Raw genomic sequence first — 26,384 nt, forward strand, 5'->3', positions numbered from 1 at the left:
CGCCCGGAGTCGGGCGGGGCCACGGACGGCGTCAGTGGACGACCGTGACCTGGTCGCCCGGGTTGCGGCTCAGAATGCCGAACTGGGTGCCGGGGGCCACGTCGGTGATCAGGGCGAAGTACGAGTCGTTGATGTCGTGGTAGCCGTTGAACATCTGCACGTACCCGCGCGAGGCCGGGGTCCACGAGCCGCCGGGCCGCCGGTAGACGCCGGTGTAGCCGGAGAACTCGCCCTGCGGGTTGTACGACCAGGAGACGTTGACGTCGTGGCAGGGCGAGTTGGCCTTGGTGACGACCGTGATGTTGTTCGTCGTGGCGCCCTCGCTCCGGATCCAGTTGGACACGCAGCCGGAGGCCGAGGCGGTGGGCGCCAGCGCGACCACGGAGCCGGCGGCCGTGGCGGCCACGGCGAGGGCGGTGAAGAACTTCTTCATGAATGACTCCCCGGGGGAAAGAATGGGCGGCGGGAAACCCGGCAGGGTGCCGCCCGGAACGCCGTAACGCTAACCCGGCAACCGCTCTGACCTGGGCGGATTGCTGTCTCACAGGCCCTTCGCGCTGTCTCACGATTGTGTTGAAACAGTGTGGGACGCGGCGGAGCCCCGCACGGTCGGGACCGTGCGGGGCTCCGCGGGGTGGAACCGAGGGGTTACGCCGTCTCGGCGGAACCGCGTACTACTCGCTCTTGATCGCGCCCAGGATGTCCAGCTTGGCCGCCTTGTGGGCCGGCCAGAGGGCGGCCAGCAGGCCGATCACGGCGGCCGCGAGCAGGAAGCAGGCGACCTGGAGCGGCGGCACCACGGTGCTGATGCCCTTGAGGTCGTCGGCCAGCGTGCGGACGCCCGCCCAGGCGACCAGGATGCCGAGGCCGACCCCGACCAGTCCGCCGAACAGCGCGATCAGCAGCGACTCCAGCCGGACCATCCGGCGGATGCCGAGCCGGTCCAGGCCGATCGCCCGCAGCATGCCGATCTCCCGGCGGCGCTCGAACACCGACATCGCCATGGTGTTGACCACCCCGAGCACCGCGATGACCACGGACATGCCGAGCAGCCCGTACATCATGTTCAGGAGCCCGTTGAGCATCCGGCGGTTCTCCGCCTTGATGTCCTTCTCGCCCTTGACCGCGATCAGCGGGTTGCCGCCGGTCGCGTCGCGCAGCGCCTGCTTCAGTTCCCCGGTCGGGCCGTTCGCGCCCTTGACCAGGACCTTGTCCAGCCCGGAGCCGGGCAGCGCGTGCGGGCCGACCACGGCGTCGGGGGCGACGACCCCGGCCAGCACCGAGTTGGGCTCGATGACGGCGCCGACGGTCAGTGAGCCCTTGCTGCCGTCCGGGTAGGTGACGGCGAGGGTCTCGCCGAGCCGGTAGCGGCTCTGCCCGGAGGTGCCCGCGTTCACCATCAGCTTGCCCTGCTTGAGGGCGTCCGCGCTGCCCTCCTTGACCTTGACGGTGACCAGCTTGTCGATGGTGGCGTCGACGGCGGTCAGCCACTCGCGGTCCGAACCGTCCGCGCCCGTCTCCACCGGGACGCTGCGCACCACGCTCGTCGCGGCGACGCCGGGCGCCTTGGCGATCTGGGCGGCCGCCTCGGGGGCGAGCATCGAGTAGTTCTCCATCGTGACCGCGTAGTCGGCCTTGAGGTCGTTCGCGGCAGCGTCTTCCACGGCCTTGTTCACCGAGGCGCCGATCACCGTCAGCGAGGTGATCAGGGTGACGCCGATGGTCAGCGCCGAGGCCGTGGCGGCGGTGCGGCGCGGGTTGCGGATCGCGTTCTCCTTGGCCAGCTTGCCCGCGGTGCCGTACAGCGCGCGCAGCAGCGGGGCGAACAGCGCGATCAGCGGCCGGGACAGCAGCGGGGTGAGGACGAACACGCCGATCAGCAGCGCGCCCGCGCCGAGGCCGACCAGCTTGACCTCCTTGCCGGCCACGCCGGCGGCCAGCCCGGTGGCACCGGCCAGCGCGAACAGCAGGCCGAAGGTGTTGCGCAGCACCAGGCTCTTCTGGGTGGCGGGCTGCTCGACCGAGCTCATCGCCGCCACCGGCGCGATCCGGGAGGCCCGGCGGGCGGGCAGCCAGGCGGCCAGCACCGTCACCAGCACGCCGACCGCGATCGCGGCGGTCACCGTGCCCGGCGCGATGATCAGCGGGCCGTCCGGCAGGTTGGCCTCCATCGGGCCGTTGAGGAAGGCCCGGAGGCCGACGGCGATCCCGACGCCGGCCAGCAGGCCGGCCACCGACGCGGTCAGGCCGACCAGCAGCGCCTCGATCAGCACCGAGCGGGTGATCTGGCGGCGGGTGGCGCCGACCGCGCGCAGCAGGGCCAGTTCCTTGGTGCGCTGGGCGACCAGCATGGTGAAGGTGTTGGCGATGATGAAGATCCCGACGAACAGCGCGATGCCCGCGAAGCCCATCAGGAAGGTGCTCAGGGCCCGGGTGCTCTGCTTGATCATCCGGTCCTGCTCGGCGGCGAGCTCGCGGCCGGTCCTGGACTCGATGGTGTCGCCCTGCGGGACGGCCTGCTTGACGGCGGCGAGCAGCGCGGTGTCGTCGGTGCCCGGCCTGGCCTTGACGTCCAGCTCGGCGAAGCGGCCCGGGCTCAGGTAGAGCTGCTGGGCGGTGGCGGTGTCGAAGGCGGCCAGGGAGCCGCCAGCCGTGACGCGCGGGTCGTTGGTGTGCAGGGTGCCGGTGAGCTTGAGTTCCATCACCGGGCCGTTGACGGCGACCCGGACGGTGTCGCCGACCCGGTATCCGCCCTTCTCGGCGGTCCTGGTGTCGAGGGCGATCTCGGTGGCGTTCTTCGGGCCCCGGCCGGAGGCCAGCGGGTAGCGCGGGTCGGTGCCGTCGGCGCCCGGGACGTAGTTGGCGCCGGTGGTGGAGAAGCCGTTGCCGATCAGCGCGCCCTTCTTGTCGGCGATGCCGGCGAAGCCGCTGACCACGCCGCGCACCTCGGCGGCGCCGGGCAGCGCGGCGACCTTGGTGCGGGTCTCCTCGGTGAGGGCCGGGCCGGTGGTGGCCCGGCCGCCGTGGTCATAGCCGCGGCTGCCGGCCTCGCGGTCGCTGACGGTGACGGCGATGTCGGTGTAGCTCTTGGAGTTCTGGGTCCTCAGACCGTCGCCGAGGGTGTCGGAGAAGATCAGGGTGCCGGCCACGAAGGCGGTGCCGAGCATGACGGCGAGCGTCGTCATCAGCAGTCGGCCCTTGTGGGCGAGCACGTTGCGCAGTGCGGTGCGGAACATGAGGGGGTGTCAGTCCTGGGGTGCTCGGGGGACGGGTGGCGTCGGGGCCGGTCGGCCGGGCGTGCGGCGTCGGCCGGGCCTTCAGCTGGTGCGGCCCTTGGCGTCGAAGCGGCGCATGCGGTCCAGGACGGTGTCGGCGGTGGGGGTGTGGAGTTCGTCGACGATGCGGCCGTCGGCGAGGAAGACGACGCGGTCGGCGTAGGAGGCGGCGACGGGGTCGTGGGTGACCATGACGACGGTCTGGCCGAGTTCGCGCACGGAGTTGCGCAGGAAGGAGAGGATCTCGGCGCCGGAGCGGGAGTCGAGGTTGCCGGTGGGTTCGTCGGCGAAGACGATGTCGGGCTTGCCGGCGAGGGCGCGGGCGCAGGCGACGCGTTGCTGCTGGCCGCCGGAGAGCTGGGAGGGGCGGTGGCTGAGGCGGCCGGAGAGGCCGACGGTGTCGACGACGCGGTCGAGCCAGGCCTGGTCGACCTTGCGGCCGGCGATGTCCATGGGGAGGGTGATGTTCTCCAGGGCGGTCAGGGTGGGGAGCAGGTTGAAGGCCTGGAAGACGAAGCCGATGTGGTCGCGGCGCAGTTGGGTGAGTTGCTTGTCCTTGAGGCCGACGAGTTCGGTGTCGCCGATGGTGGAGGAGCCGGAGCTGACGGTGTCGAGGCCGGCCATGCAGTGCATGAGGGTGGACTTGCCGGAGCCGGAGGGGCCCATGATGGCGGTGAACTCGCCCTGGGGGAAGGCCACGCTGACGTTGTCGAGGGCGACGACGCGGGTCTCCCCCTCCCCGTAGACCTTGTTCAGGCCGGTGGCGCGGGCGGCCGCCCGGCCGGTGCGGACGGCGGTTGCGGGGAACGTCACGGAGGTCTCCTGGAGGATGAATCGGATATTCCTACCGCTTCATCCTTCCAAGAGGTGACAGCACGATGCGTATGCCGAACAGACGGACGGCCCCCGCCGACCCGATGGTGCGGCGGGGGCCCGTCTCCTCCTCAGGTATGACGTGCCCGGAGGACCGAGGTCCTTCCTACTCCACGGAGACGCCGAAGGCAGTCGCCAGCCCCGCCAGGCCGTCCGCCACCGCACGGCCCGACGGCTCGAACCGCCAGCCGCCCTGCGCCCGCCGGAACGCGCCCAGCACCATCGCCGAGTCCGGCACGCCCCCGTTGGCGCCCGGCCAGCGCGCAGGCCCGTCCGCGCCCGGACCGTACGACGCGTCCACCGCCAGCCCGTACACCTGGCCGAGCGGCAGAGGCGCGGGCCCCTCCTCCTCGGTGGAGACCGCGACCACCACCTCCTCGACGGCCGCCGGCAGCCGGCGAAGGTCGACGCTCAGCCGGGCCTCCCGGACCGGCTCGCCCGGCACCGAGCGCGTCGGGTGGAGGCGCGCGGCGCCGTCCGGGTCCTGCGGGTTGTTGAAGAAGACGAAGTGCTCGTCGCTCAGCACCCGGCCGCCCGCGCACAGGAAGGCCGTCACGTCCAGCTCCACCGCGCCCCCGGTGGCGGCACGGCTCTGCCAGCTGACGGTCAGGGCGCTCTGCGCGTCCGCCTCCGGCGCCTGCTGCGGCTTCTCGGAGACCGGCGCACCGCCGCCCAGGCGCCCGCGCAGGCCCTGCTCGGCCAGCAGGTCCACCAGCTCCGGGCCGGTCACCAGTGTCAGCGGCTTGCCCTCGATGTAGGTGTACGAGCCCCGGCCGAAGCCCGCCGTGGTGACGAGGATGCCCTTGATCGCGCCGTGGTGGCGCACGGTCGACTCCAGGTCGCGCACGGCCGTCGGCGGCACGGTCTTCCGGTACCGCTTCGCCTGGATGACGATCTTGCCGCCCGTCACCGGGTCCAGGTCCTCGGCCACCACGTCCACGCCGACGTCGCCGCTGCGGGCCGTGGTCATCACCCGGAACCCGCGCAGCCGGAACAGCTCGGCGATCAGCTCCTCGAACTCGATCGGGTCCATCTCGAAGAGGTCCGGATCGCCCTCCCCGCCCTGCCCCGCCACACTGCCGCCCACCTGCTCCGGCAGCCGGCCCGGCTTCACCTCGTCCAGCCGCTCCGGGCGCGAGGACAGCTTGCCGCCCAGGCCCAGCAGGCACTCCACCGGCGCCACCCGGTCCAGCGCCAGGGCGGCGAAGTCCGCGCGGGAGGCGGTCAGGGTGGACAGGAAGCGCTCCGCCTCCCGGCCCGTCGCCGGATCGATGCCCCGCACGAAACCGTTCAGCACCACCGAGTCCAGCAGGCCGTCCCGGTCCGCCCGGAACAGCTCCGCCGCCACCCGCAGCGCCGACTGCGCCAGCACCTCCCGGTACAGCGCCTTGCGCTCCGCAGCCGGGCGGGCCACCTCCGCCTCGCGGTCGTCCGACTTCACGTACCGCACCCGGGCCGCCGCCGGCACCACGTCCGGGCCCGGCAGCTCCCAGTTCACCACCAGCTCCCGGTTCGCCGCGTCCCAGGCCGCCTCCAGGGCGTGCGGGAAACCCTCCGGCCAGGCCGCCGAGGCGTACAGGCCCGCCGTGAAGTACTCCTGGACGGCCTCCGGTTCACCCGCCCGCAGGCGCCGCAGCAACTCCTCCGTCCCGGCCCCGCGCTCCGCCTCCTCGCGGCGGACGCGGTCCGCCCACGCCAGGTACTCCTGGTGGTAGGCGGCCAGCCGCTGCTGGCGGTCCGCCTCGCGCGCCTGCGCGGCGTACCAGTCCCGCTCGAACTCGGCCCGGGCCTGGGCGAGGTACTGCTCGTACTGGCGCCGCACACCCGCGTTACGGGCCTGGGCGGCGTCCGGCGGGGTGACGTAGTACTTCGGATCGCGCTGGTCCGGCATCGCGACGGCCACACCCAGCGGGCCCGGATCGAAGGGCGCCACCGGGCGCGGGGCCAGCAGCACCTGCGGCCCGAAGGCGGGCGCCGCCAGACCGGCGGCCAGCAGACCGCGCAACTCCTCGACCCTGGCGTCCAGTTCGGCCGTCCGCTGGGCCGCCTCCGCCTCCCGCGACTGCTGGTAGGCCGCCTTCGCCTCCCGCTCGTTGCGGGCGGCCGCCCGCTGCGCCTCCCGCTGCGCGCGCTCGTGCCGCCTCAGCTCCGCCGCCTCGGCGCGCCAGCGGGCCTCCTCCCGGCGCTGCTGCTGCCGCTGCGCCTCCGCCCAGATCGCCAGCACCCCGCTGTTCCGCCGCCCCGCCACCGTCCACCCCTTCACGTCACCGCGCTGTCGCGCGACGGCCACAATAGAACGCCCGGTGAACCCGCCGCGACCTGCGCTTCCCACGAAGGGAGTGGACACCCGCACCGGGGTAGGTGAGGATCGCCAACACACCTGCTTCCGGGGGAGAGTTCATGAAGCACACCGCCCTTCGCCGCCTCGCCGTGGCCGCCGCCGCAGCCGCCGCGATCGCCGTCCCGACAGCCGGTACGGCCCACGCGGACTGGCCCAGCGGAAACAGCGCACCGACCGCCTACGGCTCGGACACGGGCAACACCTACGGGGCCTTCACGACGGGCGAGCGGGACTTGCCCTGGGTCGGCAACCCGGTCTAGGCGCCCCGCGCTGTCAGTGCCCCGGGGTAGCCTCGATCCCTTCGACGGGCTCGACGCGAGGGAGAGGCGTGACGATCGGGGCGCAGCGTGCGGGGTGGATGTCCACCGGGCTGAGCTGGCACGAGGGCCGTGCCCTGCTCGGGGCCGTGTCCGGTGCCCGGGTGCACGAGCGTGCGGTGGAGCCGGGCGTCGAGGTCGGCTGGCTGCTGCACGGCCCACGCCGGTGCACGGGTGCCTGGCTGGCCGGGGCGACGGAGCGCACCCCCTGCCCGCACCACGCGGTGATCGATCCGGACGGCGGCCCGACGCAGTGCCCGGCCTGCCAGAGCGTGGACCGCGGCCTCGCCCTAGCGCGGGACCAGATCCTCGACGACGGCCGCACCTACCTGCTGTACCTCGCCTGGTTCGGCGAGGGCCTGCTGAAGGTCGGCCTGACGGCGGAGCAGCGCGGCGACAGCCGGCTGCTCGAACAGGGCGCGCTGGCCTACGCGTTCACCGCCCGGGGCGGCCTGCCCGCCGTGCGCCGCGCCGAACTCACCGTCGCAGCCTCGGGCCTGGCCCGCGAGCGGTTCAAGTCCCGGCTGAAGACCGAGCACTGGTGGTCGCACGGCGATGCGGCGCACCGCCGTACGGTGCTGACCGCGGCCCGTGCCCAGGCGCACTGGCTGCTGGAGGGCCACGCCGTGGAACGGCTGGCGGACCGACCGGTGGTCGACCACGTGGAGCGCTACGGCCTGGCCGGCGGCGCCCCGGAGGCCTACCGGGAGATCGCCGGGCTGGCCGACGGCGCGGTGGTGGCGGGCCGGCTGCGGGCGCCGATCGGCAAGCACCTCTTCCTGGACCAGGCGGACGGCTCCGGCCCGCTGCTGCTGGACACCCGGCGGCTCACCGGCTGGACGCTCACGCCCGTCTCCGGCCGCCCGTCCGAGGGTCTGGCCCTGCAGGAGCGGGTCCGTCCGCCGGAGCCGGACACCCAGGAGGCGCTGTTCTGACCCTGCTCCGGCTCGGGCGGACCGCCGCCGACCAGCCTGCAGGGCCACGTGGACAAGCTGGAGGCCCAGGTCGCCCCTGGTGCTGCACGACTTCGGCGGTCCGGTCGGCATGGGCCCCGCCGTCCGCTGCCCGCCGCCCGCGTCTGGCTCCGGGCGGCGGCCGGTCGGTCAGCCGCTGAGCAGGGCGAGGAGCTGGTTCGCCAGCCCCAGTGCGGGCGCGGCGGCCTCGCCGAGGCTCTGGGCCACACCGGCCAGCAGGAGCAGGGTGTTGCGCCGCCTCCTCGGCTCCTCGGTGGCGGGGCTGGTCAGCACCGGCAGGGAATCGGCCAGACTCTGCCGGTCCGCCTCCTGGAGCCGGCCGTCCCGGGCCAGCTCGGTGACCACCGCGGCGAGCCGGGCGAAGAGCGCGACGACCTCCGGCGGCAGGGCCTGGCCGGCGCCCGGGCCGGTGTTGTGCTGGACGCCGATGTTCCCGCTGCCGCCGTGGATGGTGACCCGGTCGCCGTACTGGATGTTCGGACGCTCGTCGTTCACTTGCTGACCCCCGTGTTCCCCTGGCCGCCGTAGATGTTGACACTGTCGCCGAACTGGTACTGCCGTAGGTCGACGCTGATGCTCTGGACGATCTGCTGGAACTCGGCCTGCGGGTTCTCGATCGCGCGGGTGATGGTGGCCTGGAGCTCGAACGCGGGCTGCGGGATGCGCCAGGCCAGCACCGCGGTCGGCGGGCCCGCAGTGTCCACGGTCAGCACGTGCAGGTCGGGTCGTCGCAGCACCGGCCACGTGAAGATCAGGAAGTAGACCGCCACGGTGATCACCGCGCCGAGGACCGGACCGGCCCCGGAGTCCGAGGACGAACCGCCGTCGTACAGGCTCGACGAGCTGCGGGTGGCCAGCGAGCTCACGTACGCGAGCACGATGACGGCCAGGGTGAAGCCGAGCAGTCGTAGCAGCGCGCGGCGTCGGCCGGGCACGATCAGGGTGGTGCCGACCCGGGCGACGTTGGCCAGCGGGTACGCCGCCTGTCCGACCCAGAGGATGCGGTTGGTGACCGCGACCCGGATGCTGGCCGAGCCGTCGGCGGAGGCGCCGGGGGCGGGCGGTGGCGGGACGGCGGGTGGCAGCGGACCGAACGGCGGCGGTGTCGGCGGCCCGCCGGGTGGTGGCGGAACGTACGGGATGTGGCCGGTCCGGCCGGAGTCGGTGCGGTGGGTGGGATCGGTCGGCTGCATGGTGCTCTCCCCGAGGCTGCGGAAACGCGCGACGACCAATGAACCAGCGCACCGGATCCGGCACAAGTCGTTTGCGCCACATCATGTATGACGTGGCGTCAGTTCCGGAAACCAAACCACTCTGCGGAATGACAGCGAGTCAGCCCAGCCTGCTGCGCACCCCGCCCGGGCCGGACCGGGCCCGGCGGGAGAGCGGGGGGCGGGACGGGCGGACGTCGGGGCGCGCAACAGGCTCGACCGCTTCGGCGGCCCGGCGGGCGAGCGCGGCCCGGGCGGCGGCCAGCGCGACCCGGGCGTGCAGCGGGTCCTCCGCGACCCCGGCCGCCTGCTGGGCGCGCTGGCAGGCGGTGCACCAGAGCGGCGAGGCCGGCCCGTCCGGGTACACCATGCTCTCGGGCGGCAGGTAGTGCCCACCGCACTCGACGCACTCGAAGACCAACCTCATCCGACGATCACCGTCCCGGATCCGTGGCACCGACCGCAGGGCGACCAGAACTCGTGGATCCTGGGCACCATGCTTCCTTCCTCGTCCAGCTCGACCGTGGCCTCGGTCTTCTGGGTCCCCCCGGACCCGCCGCAGCCGGCGCAGGACTGAACCTCGGGCATATGCCGTCCTTCCGTGGCGGAGGACCACCGTAGCGCGATTTCCCGTCAGGAAGCACTGCACGCGGCGATCCACCACCCTTACGGGGAGCGCGAGATGCCCGCGCGCACGCCCTCAGGTCGTCCATCGACGGAAGCGAACGAGCGTCGAGATGTCACCCGCGGGAGGCGTCAACCACGGGCGGCCCGCAGGAACTCCCGGTTCATCGCCGCGATGCTGGGCAGCGGGATGCCCTTGGGGCAGGCCGTGGCGCACTCGCCGGTGTTGGTGCAGCCGCCGAAGCCCTCGGCGTCCATGGCCGCGACCATGTCCCGTACCCGGGAGGCCCGTTCGGGCGCGCCCTGCGGGAGCACGTTGAGGTGGACCACCTTGGCGGAGGTGAAGAGCATCGCCGAACCGTTGGGGCAGGCCGCCACGCAGGCGCCGCAGCCGATGCACTCGGCGTGCTCGAAGGCGGTGTCGGCGGCCTCCTTGGGCACGGGGGTGGCATGCGCCTCGGGGGCGCTGCCGGTCGGAGCGGTGATGTAGCCGCCGGAGCCGATGATCCGGTCGAAGGCGGTGCGGTCCACCACCAGGTCCTTGACCACCGGGAAGGCCGCCGCCCGCCAGGGCTCGACGTCGATGGTGTCGCCGTCCCGGAAGTGCCGCATGTGCAGCTGGCAGGTGGTGGTCCGTTCCGGGCCGTGCGCCTGGCCGTTGATGACCATGCCGCAGGCGCCGCAGATGCCCTCGCGGCAGTCGTGGTCGAAGGCGACGGGCTGGTCGCCCCGGGTGATCAGCTCCTCGTTGAGGGTGTCGAGCATCTCCAGGAAGGACATGTCCGGGCTGATCCCGCCGACCTGGTAGGTGGTCATCGACCCGGGGGCGTCCGGGCCCGCCTGGCGCCAGATGCGCAGGGTGAGGTTCATGCGTAGCTCCGCTGGGTGGGGTGGACGTACGCGAAGTCGAGGGCCTCGCGGTGCAGGACGGGTGCCTCGCCGGTGCCGGTGAACTCCCAGGCGGCGGCGTAGGAGTAGTCCTCGTCGCGCCGGGCGGCCTCGCCGTCGGGGGTCTGGCTCTCGGTGCGGAAGTGGCCGCCGCAGGACTCGGCGCGGTGCAGCGCGTCCAGGCACATCAGCTCGGCCAGTTCGAAGTAGTCGACGAGCCGGTTGGCCTTCTCCAGCGACTGGTTGAGCTCCTGCCCGCTGCCGGGCACCTTGATCCGGCGCCAGAACTCCTCGCGCAGCTGCGGGATCCGCTCCAGCGCCCGGGTCAGCCCGGCCGCGTCGCGGGCCATGCCGCACTCGGCCCAGAGCAGTTCGCCCAGTTCGCGGTGGAAGGAGTCCGGGGTGCGGTCGCCGTTCACCGCGAGGATCAGGTTGAGCCGGTCCTCGGCCTCGGCCGCCACCTCGGTGAGCACCGGGTGGTCGGCGGGCACGGCGGGCAGCGGGTTGCGGGCCAGGTAGTCGTTGAGCGTGGGCGGCAGCACGAAGTAGCCGTCGGCCAGGCCCTGCATCAGGGCGCTGGCGCCGAGCCGGTTGGCGCCGTGGTCGGAGAAGTTGGCCTCGCCGACCGCGAACAGGCCCGGGACGGTGGTCTGCAGGTCGTAGTCGACCCAGAGCCCGCCCATCGTGTAGTGGATCGCCGGGTAGATCCGCATCGGCACCCGGTACGGGTCCTCGGCGGTGATCCGCTCGTACATCTCGAAGAGGTTGCCGTACTTGGCCTCGACGGCGTCCCGGCCCAGCCGGCGGATCGCGTCGGCGAAGTCCAGGTAGACGCCCTGGCCGCCGGGGCCGACGCCGCGGCCCTCGTCGCAGACGTTCTTGGCGGCCCGGGAGGCGATGTCGCGCGGCACCAGGTTGCCGAAGGAGGGGTAGATCCGCTCCAGGTAGTAGTCCCGCTCCTGCTCGGGGATCTCGGCCGGCGGCCGGGTGTCGCCCTGGGCCTTGGGCACCCAGATCCGGCCGTCGTTGCGCAGCGACTCGCTCATCAGGGTGAGCTTGGACTGGTGGTCGCCCGAGCGCGGGATGCAGGTCGGGTGGATCTGGGTGAAGCACGGGTTGGCGAAGTACGCGCCGCGCCGGTGCGCCCGCCAGATCGCGGTGGCGTTGGAGTTCTTGGCGTTGGTGGAGAGGTAGAAGACGTTGCCGTAGCCGCCGGTGGCCAGGACGACGGCGTCCGCGGTGTACGAGCGGATCTCGCCGGTGACGAGGTCGCGGGCGACGATGCCGCGGGCCCGGCCGTCGACGACCAGCAGGTCCAGCATCTCGGTGCGCGGGTGGATCTCCACGTTCCCGGCGGCGATCTGCCGGGACAGCGCCTGGTAGGCGCCGAGCAGCAGCTGCTGCCCGGTCTGGCCGCGGGCGTAGAAGGTGCGGGAGACCTGTACGCCGCCGAAGGAGCGGGTGTCCAGCAGGCCGCCGTACTCGCGGGCGAAGGGGACGCCCTGGGCCACGCACTGGTCGATGATCTCCACCGACACCTGGGCGAGCCGGTGCACGTTGGACTCGCGGGCGCGGAAGTCGCCGCCCTTGACGGTGTCGTAGAACAGCCGGCGGACGGAGTCGCCGTCGTTGCGGTAGTTCTTGGCCGCGTTGATGCCGCCCTGGGCGGCGATGGAGTGGGCGCGCCGCGGGGAGTCCTGGAAGCAGAACTGGACGACGTGGTAGCCCTGTTCGGCGAGGGTCGCACCGGCCGCGCCGCCGGCCAGGCCGGTGCCGACCACGATCACGGTGTGCTTGCGCCGGTTGGCCGGGTTGACCAGCTTGGCGTCGAACCGGCGCTGGTCCCAGCGCTGTTCGATCGGCCCGCCGGGGGCCTTGGTGTCGGCGACGGGCTCGCCGACCGAGTAGTCCAGGTAGCTCACTTCACCACTCCGGTCATCACGGCCACGGGGACGGACAGGAAGCCCACGGTCAGCAGCAGCGCCAGGCCGTTGGCGGCCAGCTTCAGCGCCCTGTCGCGGCGGGCGTTGTTGGCGCCGAGGGTCTGGGCGGCGCTCCAGAAGCCGTGCCGGATGTGGAAGCCGAGGGCCACCACCGCGAGGATGTAGAACACGTCGCTGTACCAGCGGCCGAAGGTGCCCACCACGTTCTGGTAGACGTGCCCGTGCTCGGCGACCGGGTTCACGGTGAGCGTGGTGAGGTCCAGGATGTGCCAGACGATGAACAGCCCCAGGATCACCCCGCCCCAGCGCATGGTCCGGGTCGCGTAGTCGGCGCGCCGGCGCCGGTGCACGTACCTGCTCGGCCGGGCGGCCAGGTCGCGGCGGCTCAGCTGGTACGCGGAGACGCCGTGCAGCACGACGGCGGCCAGCAGGCCGAGCCGGGCGATCCACAGGAACCACTCGTGGCCCAGGAACGGCTGGCCGATGGTGCGCAGCCAGGCCGCGTAGCCGTTGATGTCGTCGGGGCCGAAGAAGACCTTGAGGTTGCCCAGCATGTGCGCGACCAGGTACAGCAGCATGACCAGTCCGGTGACGGCCATGACCGCCTTCTTGCCGACGGTCGACCGCCACAGGGTCGCCAGGGTGGACGGATGCCGGCCCGTCCGCGTCGCGGTTGTCATGTCGGCAACGGTAGGGACGGCCGCCGGGGTGCGTCCAAGACATGCTGCGGCTCGCGGCGATAGGCACCGGCTATCGAAGCGGATTAACCTGGCCCTGTGCAGCTCCAGCAACTCCGCTACTTCCTGGCCGTCGCCGAGACCCGCCACTTCACCCGGGCGGCCGAGGCAGCGCATGTGGCACAGCCGTCCCTCTCGCAGCAGATCCGTTCGCTGGAACGGGAGTTGGGCGCCGAATTGTTCCACCGCACCCGGGGCAACATCGCCCTCACCGACGCCGGGGACGCCTTGTTGCCGCTGGCCCGGCGCATCCTCGCGGACACCGAGAGCGCCCGGCTGGCCGTCCAGGAGACGGTGCAGCTGCGCCGCGGCCGGGTGCGGCTGGGCGCGCCGCCGAGCCTGTGCACCAGCCTGGTGCCGGACGTGCTGCGGGTCTTCCGGGACCGCTACCCGGGCGTGGCACTGGTGGTCCGCGAGGGCGGCTCGCGCGACCTGGTCCGCTCGCTGGCGGCCGGGGAGCTGGACCTCGCGCTGATCATCACCCCGCCGAGCGGGGAGCAGGCGCCCGCCCTCGCCGTCACCGAGCTCCTGCACGAGGAGCTGGTGTTGGTCTCCCCATTGGTCTCCACCGAGCGGCGGGCCCGGCGCAGGGCGCGGGTGGCGGAGCTGCGGGGGCGGCCGCTGGTGATGTTCCGGGAGGGCTACGACGTCCGCGAGGCGACGCTGGCGGCCTGCCGGGCGGCCGGGTTCGAGCCGGAGTTCGCGGTGGAGGGCGGCGAGATGGACGCGGTGCTGGGCTTCGTCCGGGCCGGGATCGGGCCCGCGGTGGTGCCCGGCATGGTGGCCGCCCGCTCGGGCCTCGCGGTCACCCCCTTCGCCGGGCCGGGCCTGGGCCGGACGATCGCCGTCGCGCACGGCCACGAGGTGCCGCTCACCCGGGCCGCCGAAGCCCTGCGCGCCACCCTGCTGGCCCACCTGCACGACGCCGCCCGGGACGGCGAACTCCCGCCGGGGACGCGGCTGTTGCTGCCGTGAGCGAAGGGCGCGGGCCCCGACCGGCTTCCGGTCGGGGCCCGCGCAGCACGGGATGGCTCCGGTGCTCAGCCGCCGCCGTAGGTGGACTGGGTGACGGCGAAGACGTTGCGTCCGCCCGTGGTCTCCTGCAGCGACCACAGCAGGTCGGGGCCGGTGGCGTCCTCCCAGTAGGAGATGCTCTCGCCGCCGCTCACCCAGGCGAAGGTGGCGGGCCCGGCGGTCGGGGTCCAGTAGTAGAGCTTCTTCTGCCCCGAGGAGTTGAACCACCAGCGGCCGTTGTGGGAGGCCACGCCGTTGAGGTTGTACCAGGGCAGTTGGAGGGCCTGGCCGGCGGTCGTCGTCGCGGCGAAGGTCGTCGCGCCGGAGGCGAACGGGAAGCGGACCGCCCTCGGCGGGCGGTTCGGGTAGTCGGTGCAGCCGGACTGGCAGGTGTACTCGGCCATCACGATCGACTTGCTGACCCGGTCGAGCGAGACCGAGGACCAGACCAGCTTGTCGGTGCTGGTCGTCCGTGCCGTGACCGTGCCGACCTGGGGCAGCACGTAGGCGTAGTTGTGGGCGTAGTAGGCGCCGTCGGACTGGCGGCCGATCTGGTCGGAGGTGCCGCCGGTGGAGGTGTTGAGGATCTTCCGCAGGTCGAAGACGCGCATGCCGCGCCCGGTGTCGGCGACGTAGAGGTAGTCGCCGTACCAGGAGACGCCGCCGGCGTGGATCGGGATGTCCTTGAAGTCCGGGGCGGCCGTGGTGCCGGTCGGCTCGACGAGGAGGACCTTGCGGTAGGCGTTGGGATAGGTGGCGTCCCAGTCGACCAGGGTGATCCGGCTGCGCTGCTGGGCGCCGTCGCAGCCGTCCTTGGTGTACCAGCTCACCAGCACGAGCTGGTGGCCGTCGTAGTTACCGCTGTCGGCGGTGCCCACGGCGTCCCGGCTGGTGGTGATGCCCTGGGGGACGCTCTGGCAGTCGGAGTTGTCGCCGTCGTCGAACCGGAAGCCGGTGGACAGGCCGGCGACGGAGAAGGACGAGGGGAGTGCCTGCCGGTCGTGGTTCGCGTGCTCCATCACCGTGTGCACGGCCGAGGTGCCCAGCGTGGAGACCAGGGCCGAGTCGAGCGCGTCGAACTGGTGGTAGTCCGCGGTGAGGGTGTAGTCGGACGCGGGCAGGGTCGTCGGTGCCGCGGCGGCGGCGCTCGTCGGTGGTGCGCCGACGAGCGCGCCGGTGACGAGTAAGCCGGCCGCGAGCAGCGTGCGTGCCGCCGTTCTGACGTGACGGATCATCAGGTGGGCCTTTCCGCAGGAAGTGGATCAACGGAGGCCCACGCTAGGTGCGCGTCGTGCGTGTCCGCAACATCCCGAGGGGGACGGGAGCGCGTGCGAAGGCCCGGAGCGCGGGGTGCGCTCCGGGCCTTGGGGAGGCTGTGGCGTCAGGCCGGGAGGACGGCCTCCAGGGCGGCGACCAGCTCGTCCGACTCCGGGTCGACCCGGGGGCGGATGCGGGCGGCGACGGTGCCGTCCGGGGAGATCAGGAACTTCTCGAAGTTCCAGGAGACGTCCCCGGCCTCGCCCTCGGCGTCGGCGACCTGCGTCAGCTGCTGGTAGAGCGGGTGCCGGTCGTCACCGTTGACGTCGATCTTCTCGAACAGCGGGAAGGTCACGCCGTAGGTGGTGGAGCAGAACGTCTGGATCTCCTCGGCGCTGCCCGGCTCCTGCCCGGCGAACTGGTTGCAGGGGAAGCCCAGCACGGTGAAGCCCCGCCCGGCGTAGCGCTCCTGCAGCCGCTCCAGCCCGGCGTACTGCGGGGTCAGACCGCACTTGGAGGCGACGTTGACGATCAGCAGGGCCTTGCCCTTGTACTCGGCCAACGAGGTCGGCTCGCCGGCGAGGGTGCGCAGGGGGATGTCGTACAGGCTCACGGTGGTGGTCCTTTCGGCAGGTCGGCAGCGGGTCTTCGCCCGGGCACACGGTAGCGGCCCCGGACGGCTCAACCGTGCCGGTGCCGCCGGTGTTCCCGGTCAGAGGGGGCGTACGGAGCGGCTCGTACGCCCCCTCTGACCTGGTCAGAGCGCGAGCGGCTTGATGGCCGTCGGCGCGTGCTCGGGGAGGGTCGCGAGCTCCTCGAACTCGTTGACCTTGTCGATGTCGTTGCCGCTCATCGAGATGTTGGTGACCCGCTCCAGGATCGCCTCGACCACGACCGGCACCCGGAACTCGGCGGCCAGCTTCTTGGCCTCCTCGAAGGCCGGCAGCAGGCCCTCCGGCTCGGTGACCCGGATCGCCTTGCAGCCCAGGCCCTCGGCGACCTTGACGTGGTCCACGCCGTAGACGCCCAGCTCCGGCGAGTTGATGTTCTCGAACTCCAGCTTGACCTGGAAGTCGATGTCGAAGTTGCGCTGCGCCTGGCGGATCAGGCCCAGGTAGGAGTTGTTCACCAGCACGTGGACGTACGGGATGCGGTGCTGGGCGCCGACCGCCAGCTCCTCGATCATGAACTGGAAGTCGTAGTCGCCGGAGAGCGCGACGACCTGGCCCTCGGGGTCGGCGGTGGCGACGCCCAGCGCGGCCGGGATGGTCCAGCCGAGCGGGCCGGCCTGGCCGCAGTTGATCCAGTGCCGCGGCTTGTAGACGTGCAGCATCTGGGCGCCGGCGATCTGGGAGAGGCCGATGGTGGTGACGTAGCGGGTCTCCGGCCCGAACGCCCGGTTCATCTCCTCGTAGACGCGCTGCGGCTTGAGCGGCACGTTGTCGAAGTGGGTGCGGCGCTGCAGGGTGGCCTTGCGCTCCTGGGTGGAGGCGGCCCACGCGCTGCGGTCCTTGAGCTGCCCGGCGGCCTTGAGCTCCTTGGCGACCTGGACGAACAGCTCCAGCGCGGCCTTGGCGTCGGAGGCGATGCCGAGCGCCGGGGCGAAGATCTTGCCGATCTGGGTGGGCTCGATGTCGACGTGGACGAACGTGCGGCCCGCGGTGTAGACGTCCAGGCCGCCGGTGTGGCGGTTGGCCCAGCGGTTGCCGATGCCGAGGACGAAGTCGGAGGCGAGGAAGTTCTCGTTGCCGTAGCGGTGCGAGGTCTGCAGGCCGACCATGCCGGCGTTCAGCGCGTGGTCGTCCGGGACGATGCCCCAGCCCATCAGGGTCGGGACCACCGGGACGCCGGTGAGCTCGGCGAACTCCAGCAGCAGCGCGGAGGCGTCGGCGTTGATGACGCCGCCGCCGGCCACGATCAGCGGGCGCTCCGACTCCTGGAGCAGCGCGATGGCCTTCTCGATCTGGATCCGGTTGGCGGCCGGCTTGTAGACCGGGAGCGGCTGGTAGGCCTCGGGGTCGAAGTCGATCTCGGTGAGCTGGACGTCGATCGGCAGGTCGATCAGGACCGGGCCCGGCCGGCCGGAGCGCATCAGGTGGAAGGCCTGCTGGAACACGCCGGGGACCTGCGCGGCCTCCAGCACGGTGGTGGCGGCCTTGGTGACGGGCTTGGCGATCGAGGCGATGTCGACGGCCTGGAAGTCCTCCTTGTGCAGCCGGGCGACGGGCGCCTGGCCGGTGATGCACAGGATCGGGATGGAGTCGGCGATCGCCGAGTACAGGCCGGTGATCATGTCGGTGCCGGCCGGGCCCGAGGTGCCGATGCAGACCCCGATGTTGCCGGCCGCGGCCCGGGTGTAGCCCTCGGCCATGTGCGAGGCGCCCTCGACGTGCCGGGCGAGCGTGTGCCTGATGCCGCCGGAGGCCTTGAGGGCGGCGTAGAACGGGTTGATGGCTGCGCCCGGCACGCCGAACGCGACCTCAACGCCTTCGAGCTTGAGGATCTCCACGGCCGCGCGGGCGGCTGTCATACGAGGCATCGGGTCTCTCCTGCGTCGGCCCGCAGTGGCTCGGAGGGCTCATCTCCTGAATTCCACCATACGGAAGAACGGTTTCTGTATGTGGAAACAAGGTAGGGCGGGCTCCGTCGGGGCGTCAAGGGGGACTTCAACAGAATGTGTCAGTCCGCGCCGGGGTGGAATTGGCGGCTCGACCAGGAGGAACCCGTACGAACAGGCGATGTTCGTGCAGGTGTACGGGGGGAAGCGGACGCTCCGCAGCGGGAAGCGTGCCCGGTGTGCAGTGCCCGTGAAGGGACGGTGCCCGAGGTTGGCCCGCCTCGCCGCCCTGGGTACCGTCGGTGGCACGCCGGGCCTGTGACGTCCAACTGAGGCCGCGGCAGGGGGGTTTGGGAGCGCCGGGCAACGGGGGGAACGTCGCCGGCGGCCCGTCCAGGACCAGCGGGCCCGGTCCGCCGCACCCGAGCGGGGACCCACCCCTGACCGCACCGACCCGACACCCGCCGCCGTCCCGCGGCACCGCGGTCCCCTGCTCCCGCCCCCGCCACCCCTCCGTCTCCCTCCCGCCCTGCAGCCTCCGCCCTGCAACGGCGTGCCCGCGGCGTCGGGCGCGCGGAAGGAACGTCCCCATGCGCTGCTGTACCCCTGCCCGACCCCCGGCGGTGACCGGGTGAGCCGGCCCTCCCACCGGAGCGAGAGCCCGCCGGGCCGCCCCCGCAAGAACGGCCCGCCGGGCCGGCCCCGGCCCGCTCTCGCCGCGCTGCGCGCCGTCCCCTGGCGCCACGACCTGCCCGCCTCGCTCGTGGTCTTCCTGGTCGCCCTCCCGCTCTGCGTCGGGGTGGCCGTCGCCTCAGGTGTCCCGGCCGAACTCGGCCTGGTCACCGGCATCGTCGGCGGCCTGGTGGTCGGCGCTCTGCCCGGCAGCAGCCTGCAGGTCAGCGGGCCCGCCGCCGGGCTGACCGTCCTGGTCGCCGACGCCGTCCAGCGCTTCGGCGTCGGCGCGCTCGGCCTGCTGGTGCTCGCCACCGGCCTGCTCCAGCTGGCGATGGGCGCGCTGCGGCTCGGCCGCTGGTTCCGGGCGATGTCCGCCTCGGTGGTGCACGGCATGCTGGCCGGCATCGGACTGACCCTGGTGTTCGGCCAGCTCTACGCCCTCGCCGACCGCCGCGCCCCCGCGACCGGGCCGGAGAAGATCACCGGACTGCCCGCCCTGCTGACGGACGTCCTCAGCGCCGCGGCCACCCCGAGCGCGGTCGCCCTCGGCCTCGGCACCCTGCTGGTGCTGGTCGGCTGGAAGTACCTGCCCGAGCGCGCCGCCCGCGCCGTCCCCGCGCCGCTGGCCGCCGTCGGGCTGGCCGCCGCCGTCACCGCCGTCGCGGACCTGCCGGTGGCCCGGGTCCGGGTGGCCGGGCTGCTCGACATCGTGCAGCCGCCCGACCGCGACGCCCTGACCGCCCTGGCCGGCGCCGCCGGGCTCGGCACGGTCGTCGCCTTCACCCTGATCGCCTCCGCCGAGACGCTGTTCAGCGCCGCCGCCGTCGACCGGATGCACCACGGCCCGCGCACCGACTACGACCGCGAACTCACCGCCCAGGGCGTCGGCAACGCGGTCTGCGGACTGCTCGGCGCGCTGCCGATGACCGCGGTGATCGTCCGCAGCGCCACCAACGTCCAGGCCGGCGCCCGGACCAAGGCCTCCCGCCTCCTGCACGGCGTCTGGCTGCTGCTGTTCACCGCGCTGCTGCCCGGCTCGCTCGGTTTCGTCCCGCTGACCGCACTGGCCGCCGTCCTGGTCCACGCCGGCGCCAAGCTCGTGCCGCTGCGCCGGATGGCCGCGCTCTGCCGGGAGCACCGGGGCGAGGCGCTGGTGCTGGTGGTGACGGCGGTGGCGATCATCGCCACCGACCTGTTCGAGGGGGTGCTGATCGGTGTCGGCCTGGCGGTGGCCAAGTCCGCCTGGCAGACCTCACACCTGCAGATCGCGGTGGAGGAGCTGACGCTGCCGACCGGCGAGGCGCTGCACCGGGTCCGGCTGAGCGGCAACGCCACCTTCCTGCGGCTGCCCCGGCTGCTGGACACCCTGGAGCGGCTGCCGGACGACCGGCCGGTCGAACTGGACTGGTCCGGGCTGCGCCACCTGGACCACGCCTGCACGCTCGCCCTCGCCACCTGGGCCGACCAGCACCGGGCCCGCTCCACCGCACCGCTGGCCGTCGACCCGCCGCTGCCCTCGGTGGTCTGACGGCCCGCAGGGCCGGTCCGTCTAGCCTGGTCGCCGGTTCGGGAGAGAGTGCCCGGACCGGCGACCAGTGCCGTCGACAACAAGGAGCGCAGAGCCGTGATCGCAGCCTTTTCGGTGACCCCGCTGGGGATCGGCGAGGACGTGGGCGAGGCGGTGGCCGCCGCCGTCCGGGTGGTCCGGGCGAGCGGACTGCCGAACCGTACCGATGCGATGTTCACCAGCATCGAGGGGGAGTGGGACGAGGTGATGCCGGTGATCCGGGCGGCGATCGAGGCGGTGAAGGCGCACAGCAACCGGGTCAGCACGGTCATCAAGATCGACGACCGGGCCGGGGTCACCGACGGCCTCACCGCCAAGGTCGCCTCGGTCGAGCGGCACCTGGCCGAGGGCTGAGCCCGGCGAGGGCCGAGCCGATCGAGGGTTGGGCCCGGCCAGGGCTGAGCTCAGCCCGCCGAGGTCGGCTGCGCGGCCGCTTCTGCCGGTTCGGCCGTCGCGGCCGCCGACTCGCGGCTGAGCAGCCGGTCCAGGGCGTACGGGCCGGAGCCGAGCACCGCGATGGCGAGGAAGGCCCAGCAGAACAGCACCGAGGCCTCGCCGCCGTTCTGCAGCGGGAGCAGTGCGTGCTCCTGGTGGACGGTGAAGTAGGCGTAGGCCATCGAGCCGGAGCAGAGCAGGGCGGCCGTCCTGGTGCCGGCGCCGAGCAGCACCAGGACACCGCCGACCAGCTGGATCAGTGCCGCCCACCAGCCGGGCCACTGGCCGACCGGGACGGTGCCGCCGCCCTTGGCCCCGCCGAGGACGCCGAAGAGCGAGGCGGCGCCGTGGCAGGCGAAGAGCAGGCCGATGACGATCCGAAAGGCCGTCAGGACCAGTGGCCTGGCGGCCTCGACGGCCTGGCGGGGGGTGGTGAGGACGTTCGAGGACATGGGGAAGCGCCTCCTGGGCGAGCAGGGAGGGGGGACGAGGCGGTAAGGCTAGGCTTCGTTTTGTTTAATTGTCAATGGACTGTCAGAAGTCGTCATAAGCCGTCAAGTTCGTCGATGCCGCGGCCGAACCCAAGGCTTTTCTTGACCGATCGATCTCGAAAGCGCTAGCGTCTGCGTCATGGCGCGAACGAAGGAATTCGACCCGGACGCGGCGTTGCAGGCGGCCCTGGAGCTGTTCTGGCGCCGGGGCTACGAGGCCACCTCGATGGCTGACCTGGTCGAGGGGCTGGGCATCGGCCGGGCCAGCATCTACGCCACCTTCGGCAGCAAGCACGAGCTCTACCTGCGCGCCCTGGAGCGCTACGCCGAGCAGGTCGACCCGGGGCTGCTGGCGGAGCTGTCCCAGCCCGGCCCGGTGCTGCCGGCCGTACGGGCGCTGGTGCGGCGGTACGCGGCGCAGTCGGCGGGGGAGGGGAGGGAGCGCGGCTGCTTCGTCACCAACACCGCCGTCGAGCTCGCTCCGCACGACCCTTCGGCAGCCCGCCGGGTGGCCGCCAGCCTCGGCCACCTGGAGACGGTGCTGACTGCCGCCCTGGTGCGCGCCGAGGCGCAGGGCGAACTGCCCGTCGGTCGGGAGCCCCGGGCGCTCGCCCGGTTGCTGCTGGTGCTGCTGCAGGGCATGCGGGTGATGGGCAAGACCGCCGACGGCGCGGCCCGGGTGGGGGACGCCGCCGAACAGGCGCTGACGCTGCTGGAGCGGGACTGACGGCCGATCCGGTCGACGGGTCTGCATCGCTGTCGCGATTCTGGACCGAACGGTCATTATAAGGAGAGGGGGGCTTCTCATGAGCGTCACCACGGCGGGCCGGTCCGGCTTCGCACTGCTGGGCGTCATCCAGGCGGTGCTGATCCTCACCATCACGATCCTCACCGTGCCGTTGCCGCTGGTGGCCCGGGAGTTCGGGCTCGGCCCGTCCGGCGTGCTGCTGCTGAGCGCCTCCTACGGACTCACCTTCAGCGCCCTGTTACTCCTCGGTGGCCGGCTGACCGACCGGCACGGGGGACGTCGGACCCTGCGGGCGGGCCTCACCCTGCTCGCCGCCGCCTCGATCGTCTGCGCCCTCGCACCCGGCTACCCCGTCCTGCTCGCCGGCCGCCTCGTCCAGGGCGCCGGCGCCGCCCTCACCGCCCCGGCCGCGGTCGCCGTGGTCCGGGTGCTGTACCCCCGACCCGCCGCCTACCGCAGGGCGATGGCCACCTGGGGCGGACTCTCGGTACTCGGCGCCACCGTCGGCAGCGTGCTGTCGGGCGCGGTCGCCGCCGCGGTGTCCTGGCGCTGGCTGTTCGCGGTGCCCGTCCTGGTCGCCCTCGCCGGCCTCGCCCGCTCCGGCGCCCTGCCCGCCGCCGAGCCCTCCGGCCGCCGCCCGGCCCCGGACCTGCTCGGCGCGGCCCTCGCCACCGCCGGTGTCTGCGCGGCGAGTTACGGCCTGGTCGGGTCCACCGACCGCGGCTGGGCCGACCCCGGGACGTACGGACCGCTGCTCGCCGGACTGGCCCTGCTGCTCGCCTTCGCCGCCGCCGAACGCCGCGCCACCGACCCGCTGCTGCCACCCGGCTTCCTCGCCGACCGGCACCGTGCCACCGCGCTCGTCGCCGTCATGGCCACCGCCGCCGGCACCGCGCTGACCTTCGTCCTGCTCTCGCTCTACCTCCAGCAGGTGCGCGGCTGGAGCGCCGCCGCCACCTCCGCCGCCTTCCTGCCGTACGCGGCCGTCCTGCTGCTGTCCGGGCGCCTGTCCGGCCCGCTGACCGTCCGGTACGGGCCCGGGCCGGTCACCGCCGGCGGGCTCGCCGTGGCGGGCGCCGGAACCGGCCTGCTGGCCGGCCTCACCCCCGACAGCGGGTACGCCCTCGGGCTGCTGCCCGGGCTGCTCCTGCTGCCCGCCGGAGCCGCCGCGGCCTTCGCCGGAGCGGCCGTCCTCGCCACCGGCGGGGTCGCCCCCGAACGGACCGGCCTGGCCGCCGGGGTGTTCAACACGGCCATGGAGCTCGGCCCCACCGCCGGACTGGCCGCCCTGATGGCGCTCGCCGCCACCCGCCCCACCATCGTCGGCGGCTACGCGGCGGCCTTCGCCGCTGCCGCCGCCGGGCTCGCGCTCACCGCCGTCGCGGTCGCCGCACTGCCCCGAACGACCACCACCGCACCACCGGGCACCACCACAGCCCCGGAACGCACCACCTCTGCACCAGAACGCACCACTCGAATCAAGGAGTTCAGCCCATGACCACGCGTTTCGCCGACAAGTCCGTCCTGGTCACCGGCGGCGGCAGCGGCATAGGCCGGGCCATCGCGCTCGCCTTCGCCCAGGAGGGTGCCCGGGTCGCGGTCGCCGGCCGCAGTGCCGCCCCGCTCGCCGAGACCGTCGAGCTGATCGAGCAGGCCGGCGGCAAGGCGGTCGCACTGACCGGCGACGTGACGAACGGCCAGGATGCCGCCCGGCTGGTCCGCGAGACCGTCGAGGCCTTCGGCGGCCTGGACGTCGCCGTCAACAACGCCGGCGTGTTCGGCGCCGCCGGCCCGGTCGCCGAGATCGACGAGGCCGACTTCCAGCGGGTGTTCGACATCAACGTCACCGGCACCCTGCTCGCGATGAAGCACCAGATCGGCCACCTGCGGGCGAACGGCGGCGGCGCGATCGTCAACGTCTCCTCCAACCTCGGCGCCCACAAGCGGCTCGCGGGCGTCGGCGCCTACGCCGCCAGCAAGGCCGCCGTCACCGCGCTCTCCAGGGCCGCCGCCCTCGACCACATCCGCGAGGGCGTGCGGATCAACACGGTGAGCCCAGGCCCGGTGGACACCCCCATGTCCACCCGCCCCGGCGAGAACGCCGCCGACAAGGCCGAGCGGATGAGGGCGGACCTCCCGGTCGGCCGGGCGGGCGCGGTCGAGGAGATCGCCGCCGCCGTCCTCTACCTCGCCTCCTCCGAGGCGGCCTTCACCGTCGGCGCCGACCTGGTCCTGGACGGCGGCGTCACCGCCTGACCACCGGGCACCGCCTGACCACCAGGTAGCTGACCGCCGGCCGTCACCTGACGACCCGCCGAAACCTTGCGCACGCCCCGTTCCGCCGTCCGGGCATGCGCAGGGTTTCGGCCATTTGCGGCCCGGATGCCGAATTCCGTTTCGTCCACCCGCGCACCGTACGGCCCCCTGCCGACGGCGCGGCGACCGCCCGGGCCCGGCAGGGAGCCCGGCCGGGCACGATCGGCCGGATCTGACGCGAACGCGTAATCCCGGTGACACCCGCCGATCACCCCGGGGTTCCCATCGCGTCGTGTGGGCAAGACACGGTTTCGGCCGGAACCGACATCACGAAAGGCGGACGCGCACCCCATGCCGACCGCACCGCACGCCGGGCCCCGGGTGGGCCCCCGCCCACCAGCACCCCGGCGGGGCCGCTGGGGCGAACACGGGCTCGCCTGGGCCTTCCTGCTGCCCTCCCTGGTGGTCTTCGTCCTCTTCATCGGCTACCCGCTGGGGCGGACGATCTACCTGAGCGGACACGCCAACGACCTCTTCGGCGCGCCCTCCCGCTACGTCGGGTTCAAGCACTACACCGACCTGCTCACCTCGGCGGACTTCCGCCGAACCCTCGTCACCACGGCGCTGTTCACGCTGCTCACCGTGGTCCCCGGGGTGCTCGGTGCGCTGGTGCTGGTGCTGCTCCTGGAGAACCGGATCCGCGGCGTACGGCTGCTGCGCTCCGCCTTCGCGCTGCCGTTCGCGTTCTCCGTGGCCAGCGCCTCGGTGGTCTTCGCGGTGTTCTTCAACCCCGCCAGCGGGGTGCTCAACGGCCTGCTCTCGCACGTCGGCCTCGGCCCGGTCGGCTGGCTGACCGACTCCCACTACGCGCTGGTCTCGGTGGCCGTCACCACGGTCTGGATGAACCTCGGCTACAACGTGCTGGTGCTCTCCGCCGGCATCGGGTCGATCCCGGGGGAGATCGTCGAAGCGGCCCGCATCGACGGCGCGTCGGGCCTGCGGCTGGCCCGTTCGATCACCGTCCCGATGCTCGGCCCGAACCTGTTCTTCCTCACCGTGGTCTCCACCGTCCACGCGCTGCAGAGCTTCGGCCAGATCCACATCCTCACCAAGGGCGGGCCGGACGGCTCCACCCGGACCCTCGTCTACTCCGTCTACGAGAAGGCCTTCGCCTACGGCTCCAGCGACTTCGGCACCGCGAGCGCCCAGGCCGTGGTGCTGCTCGTGGTCGTCCTCGCCTGCACGGCCGTCCAGTTCGGCGTCCTGGAGCGGAAGGTGCACTACGCATGACCACGATCGCCACCGAAGCCGAGGCGCCCGAGGCGTCGAAAGCACCCCGCCCGCGCACCCGCGCCCTCGCCGGGCGCTCCCCGCGGGACCTGCTCGGCCGCGCCGCCGTCTACCTGCTGCTCGCCGTCGCCCTCGTCACCGTCGCCTTCCCGGTGTACTACGCGGTCGCCGGCGCCTTCATGGGCCCGTCCGAACTCTCCTCCTACCCACCCGCGTTGGTGCCGCACACGGTCACCGGCCGGAACTTCTCCGGCGCCGTGGACGCGATCCCGCTGGCCCGCCAGTACGCCAACTCGGCGATCACGGCCACCGCCATCACCCTCGCCCAGCTGTTCACCTCGGTCCTCGCCGCGTACGCCTTCGTCTTCCTGCCGCTGAAGGCGCGGGCCGCGGTGTTCGGGGTGTTCCTGGCGACGCTGATGGTCCCGTGGGAGGCGATCATCATCCCCAACTACCTGACGCTGTCCGGCTGGGGGCTCGGCAACACCTACTTCGGCCTGGTGCTGCCCTTCCTCGCCTCCGGCTTCGGCACCTTCATGCTGCGCCAGGCCTTCCGTCAGCTGCCCGGCGAACTGCGCGACGCCGCCCGGATCGACGGCGCCGGCCACTGGCGCTTCCTGTGGCGGATCGTCGTCCCGCTGAACAAGCCGGCGCTGGCGGCGCTGTCGATCTACGTCTTCCTGTCCGCCTGGAACCAGTACTTCTGGCCGCTGATCATCACTCGCACGGCGAACATGCAGACCCTGCAGATCGGTCTCACCTCGCTGCGCGATTCGGAGATGGCCGACCCGGGGCTGATCCTGGCCGGTGTCGTGCTCTCCCTGCTGCCCACCCTCGCCCTGGTGGTCTTCGGTCAGCGGTTCATCGTCCGCGGCCTGACCGCGGGCGCCGTCCGCTGACCGCTCACCGCG

24 protein-coding genes are annotated in these 26,384 nt (G+C 72.9%); 10 read left to right on the top strand and 14 right to left on the bottom strand.

Annotated features, from left to right (window positions below; genetic code table 11):
• Positions 1 to 31: 31 nt before the first annotated feature.
• The 4 genes from BX285_RS20675 to BX285_RS20690 form a co-directional block, all read right to left on the bottom strand.
• On the bottom strand, positions 32 to 433 hold the full coding sequence (locus tag BX285_RS20675) for a hypothetical protein (RefSeq protein WP_097239334.1): 402 nt from the start codon (positions 431 to 433) through the stop codon (positions 32 to 34).
• A 241-nt stretch (positions 434 to 674) separates the two neighbouring features.
• Entirely contained in the window at positions 675 to 3,236 is a 2,562-nt protein-coding gene (locus BX285_RS20680; RefSeq protein ID WP_121176282.1) for an ABC transporter permease, read from the bottom strand.
• A gap of 81 nt (positions 3,237 to 3,317) precedes the next feature.
• A complete protein-coding gene (locus BX285_RS20685; RefSeq protein ID WP_097239336.1) occupies positions 3,318 to 4,088 on the bottom strand; it encodes an ABC transporter ATP-binding protein in 771 nt (256 codons plus the stop codon).
• Between the two features lie 166 nt (positions 4,089 to 4,254).
• Positions 4,255 to 6,396: a restriction endonuclease gene (locus tag BX285_RS20690; RefSeq protein ID WP_147465201.1), complete on the bottom strand. Its 2,142-nt coding sequence runs from the start codon at positions 6,394 to 6,396 to the stop codon at positions 4,255 to 4,257.
• A gap of 152 nt (positions 6,397 to 6,548) precedes the next feature.
• Between BX285_RS20690 and BX285_RS20695 the strand changes: the two genes are divergently transcribed.
• Positions 6,549 to 6,749 carry a hypothetical protein gene (locus BX285_RS20695; RefSeq protein WP_097239338.1) on the top strand — a complete coding sequence of 67 codons (201 nt, stop codon included), beginning with the start codon at positions 6,549 to 6,551 and terminating at the stop codon, positions 6,747 to 6,749.
• 68 nt (positions 6,750 to 6,817) lie between these two features.
• Positions 6,818 to 7,741, top strand: coding sequence for a DUF2797 domain-containing protein (locus BX285_RS20700; RefSeq protein ID WP_147465202.1), 924 nt, complete (start codon positions 6,818 to 6,820; stop codon positions 7,739 to 7,741).
• A 168-nt stretch (positions 7,742 to 7,909) separates the two neighbouring features.
• On the opposite strand, the gene BX285_RS20705 is transcribed toward BX285_RS20700, so the two are convergent.
• The 6 genes from BX285_RS20705 to BX285_RS20730 all read right to left on the bottom strand — a co-directional run bounded on the left by BX285_RS20705 (position 7,910) and on the right by BX285_RS20730 (position 13,126).
• Positions 7,910 to 8,275, bottom strand: coding sequence for a hypothetical protein (locus tag BX285_RS20705; protein WP_097239340.1), 366 nt, complete (start codon positions 8,273 to 8,275; stop codon positions 7,910 to 7,912).
• Positions 8,272 to 8,973 (bottom strand): DUF6232 family protein, encoded by a 702-nt coding sequence (locus tag BX285_RS20710; RefSeq protein ID WP_097239341.1) that lies wholly within the window; start codon positions 8,971 to 8,973, stop codon positions 8,272 to 8,274. The genes BX285_RS20705 and BX285_RS20710 overlap by 4 nt, the downstream gene beginning before the upstream one ends.
• 139 nt (positions 8,974 to 9,112) lie before the next feature.
• Positions 9,113 to 9,418, bottom strand: a complete 306-nt coding sequence (locus BX285_RS20715) for a hypothetical protein (protein ID WP_147465203.1) — start codon at positions 9,416 to 9,418, stop codon at positions 9,113 to 9,115.
• A gap of 329 nt (positions 9,419 to 9,747) precedes the next feature.
• The gene (locus BX285_RS20720; RefSeq protein ID WP_097239343.1) at positions 9,748 to 10,485 is read right to left on the bottom strand and encodes a succinate dehydrogenase/fumarate reductase iron-sulfur subunit; all 738 of its coding nucleotides are present in this window, start codon (positions 10,483 to 10,485) and stop codon (positions 9,748 to 9,750) included.
• Positions 10,482 to 12,425, bottom strand: a complete 1,944-nt coding sequence (locus BX285_RS20725) for a fumarate reductase/succinate dehydrogenase flavoprotein subunit (RefSeq protein WP_121176290.1) — start codon at positions 12,423 to 12,425, stop codon at positions 10,482 to 10,484. The genes BX285_RS20720 and BX285_RS20725 overlap by 4 nt, the downstream gene beginning before the upstream one ends.
• On the bottom strand, positions 12,422 to 13,126 hold the full coding sequence (locus BX285_RS20730) for a succinate dehydrogenase cytochrome b subunit (RefSeq protein ID WP_121176293.1): 705 nt from the start codon (positions 13,124 to 13,126) through the stop codon (positions 12,422 to 12,424). Before BX285_RS20730 ends, BX285_RS20725 begins: the two co-directional genes overlap by 4 nt.
• Before the next feature lie 96 nt (positions 13,127 to 13,222).
• Here BX285_RS20730 and BX285_RS20735 point away from each other — a divergent pair, with 96 nt between their 5' ends.
• Positions 13,223 to 14,158, top strand: a complete 936-nt coding sequence (locus tag BX285_RS20735) for a LysR family transcriptional regulator (RefSeq protein WP_121176295.1) — start codon at positions 13,223 to 13,225, stop codon at positions 14,156 to 14,158.
• Positions 14,159 to 14,223: 65 nt separating this feature from the next.
• On the opposite strand, the gene BX285_RS20740 is transcribed toward BX285_RS20735, so the two are convergent.
• The 3 genes from BX285_RS20740 to gcl all read right to left on the bottom strand — a co-directional run bounded on the left by BX285_RS20740 (position 14,224) and on the right by gcl (position 17,993).
• Positions 14,224 to 15,432 (bottom strand): hypothetical protein, encoded by a 1,209-nt coding sequence (locus BX285_RS20740; protein WP_121176298.1) that lies wholly within the window; start codon positions 15,430 to 15,432, stop codon positions 14,224 to 14,226.
• 146 nt (positions 15,433 to 15,578) lie between these two features.
• A complete protein-coding gene (locus BX285_RS20745) occupies positions 15,579 to 16,067 on the bottom strand; it encodes a glutathione peroxidase (RefSeq protein WP_097239348.1) in 489 nt (162 codons plus the stop codon).
• A gap of 144 nt (positions 16,068 to 16,211) precedes the next feature.
• Positions 16,212 to 17,993 carry a glyoxylate carboligase gene (gene gcl / locus BX285_RS20750; protein WP_121176300.1) on the bottom strand — a complete coding sequence of 594 codons (1,782 nt, stop codon included), beginning with the start codon at positions 17,991 to 17,993 and terminating at the stop codon, positions 16,212 to 16,214.
• A 649-nt stretch (positions 17,994 to 18,642) separates the two neighbouring features.
• Here gcl and BX285_RS20755 point away from each other — a divergent pair.
• Entirely contained in the window at positions 18,643 to 20,214 is a 1,572-nt protein-coding gene (locus BX285_RS20755) for a SulP family inorganic anion transporter (protein ID WP_121176303.1), read from the top strand.
• A 96-nt stretch (positions 20,215 to 20,310) separates the two neighbouring features.
• The gene (locus BX285_RS20760) at positions 20,311 to 20,607 is read left to right on the top strand and encodes an MTH1187 family thiamine-binding protein (protein WP_121176307.1); all 297 of its coding nucleotides are present in this window, start codon (positions 20,311 to 20,313) and stop codon (positions 20,605 to 20,607) included.
• Between the two features lie 50 nt (positions 20,608 to 20,657).
• Here the strand turns inward: BX285_RS20760 and BX285_RS20765 are convergent, their stop codons facing one another.
• A complete protein-coding gene (locus BX285_RS20765; protein ID WP_121176309.1) occupies positions 20,658 to 21,140 on the bottom strand; it encodes a DoxX family protein in 483 nt (160 codons plus the stop codon).
• 178 nt (positions 21,141 to 21,318) lie between these two features.
• Here BX285_RS20765 and BX285_RS20770 point away from each other — a divergent pair, with 178 nt between their 5' ends.
• The 5 genes from BX285_RS20770 to BX285_RS20790 all read left to right on the top strand — a co-directional run bounded on the left by BX285_RS20770 (position 21,319) and on the right by BX285_RS20790 (position 26,372).
• Positions 21,319 to 21,906, top strand: coding sequence for a TetR/AcrR family transcriptional regulator (locus BX285_RS20770; RefSeq protein ID WP_097239353.1), 588 nt, complete (start codon positions 21,319 to 21,321; stop codon positions 21,904 to 21,906).
• Positions 21,907 to 21,985: 79 nt separating this feature from the next.
• Positions 21,986 to 23,425 (top strand): MFS transporter, encoded by a 1,440-nt coding sequence (locus BX285_RS20775; protein ID WP_121176312.1) that lies wholly within the window; start codon positions 21,986 to 21,988, stop codon positions 23,423 to 23,425.
• Positions 23,422 to 24,183: an SDR family NAD(P)-dependent oxidoreductase gene (locus tag BX285_RS20780; RefSeq protein ID WP_121176315.1), complete on the top strand. Its 762-nt coding sequence runs from the start codon at positions 23,422 to 23,424 to the stop codon at positions 24,181 to 24,183. Before BX285_RS20775 ends, BX285_RS20780 begins: the two co-directional genes overlap by 4 nt.
• A 351-nt stretch (positions 24,184 to 24,534) precedes the next feature.
• Complete coding sequence (locus BX285_RS20785; RefSeq protein WP_121176317.1) at positions 24,535 to 25,473, top strand: carbohydrate ABC transporter permease; 939 nt, start codon at positions 24,535 to 24,537, stop codon at positions 25,471 to 25,473.
• Entirely contained in the window at positions 25,470 to 26,372 is a 903-nt protein-coding gene (locus BX285_RS20790; RefSeq protein WP_097239356.1) for a carbohydrate ABC transporter permease, read from the top strand. The genes BX285_RS20785 and BX285_RS20790 overlap by 4 nt, the downstream gene beginning before the upstream one ends.
• Positions 26,373 to 26,384 lie beyond the last annotated feature (12 nt).

This window comes from Streptomyces sp. 1114.5 (genome assembly GCF_003635085.1).
Taxonomy (GTDB): Bacteria; Actinomycetota; Actinomycetes; order Streptomycetales; family Streptomycetaceae; genus Kitasatospora.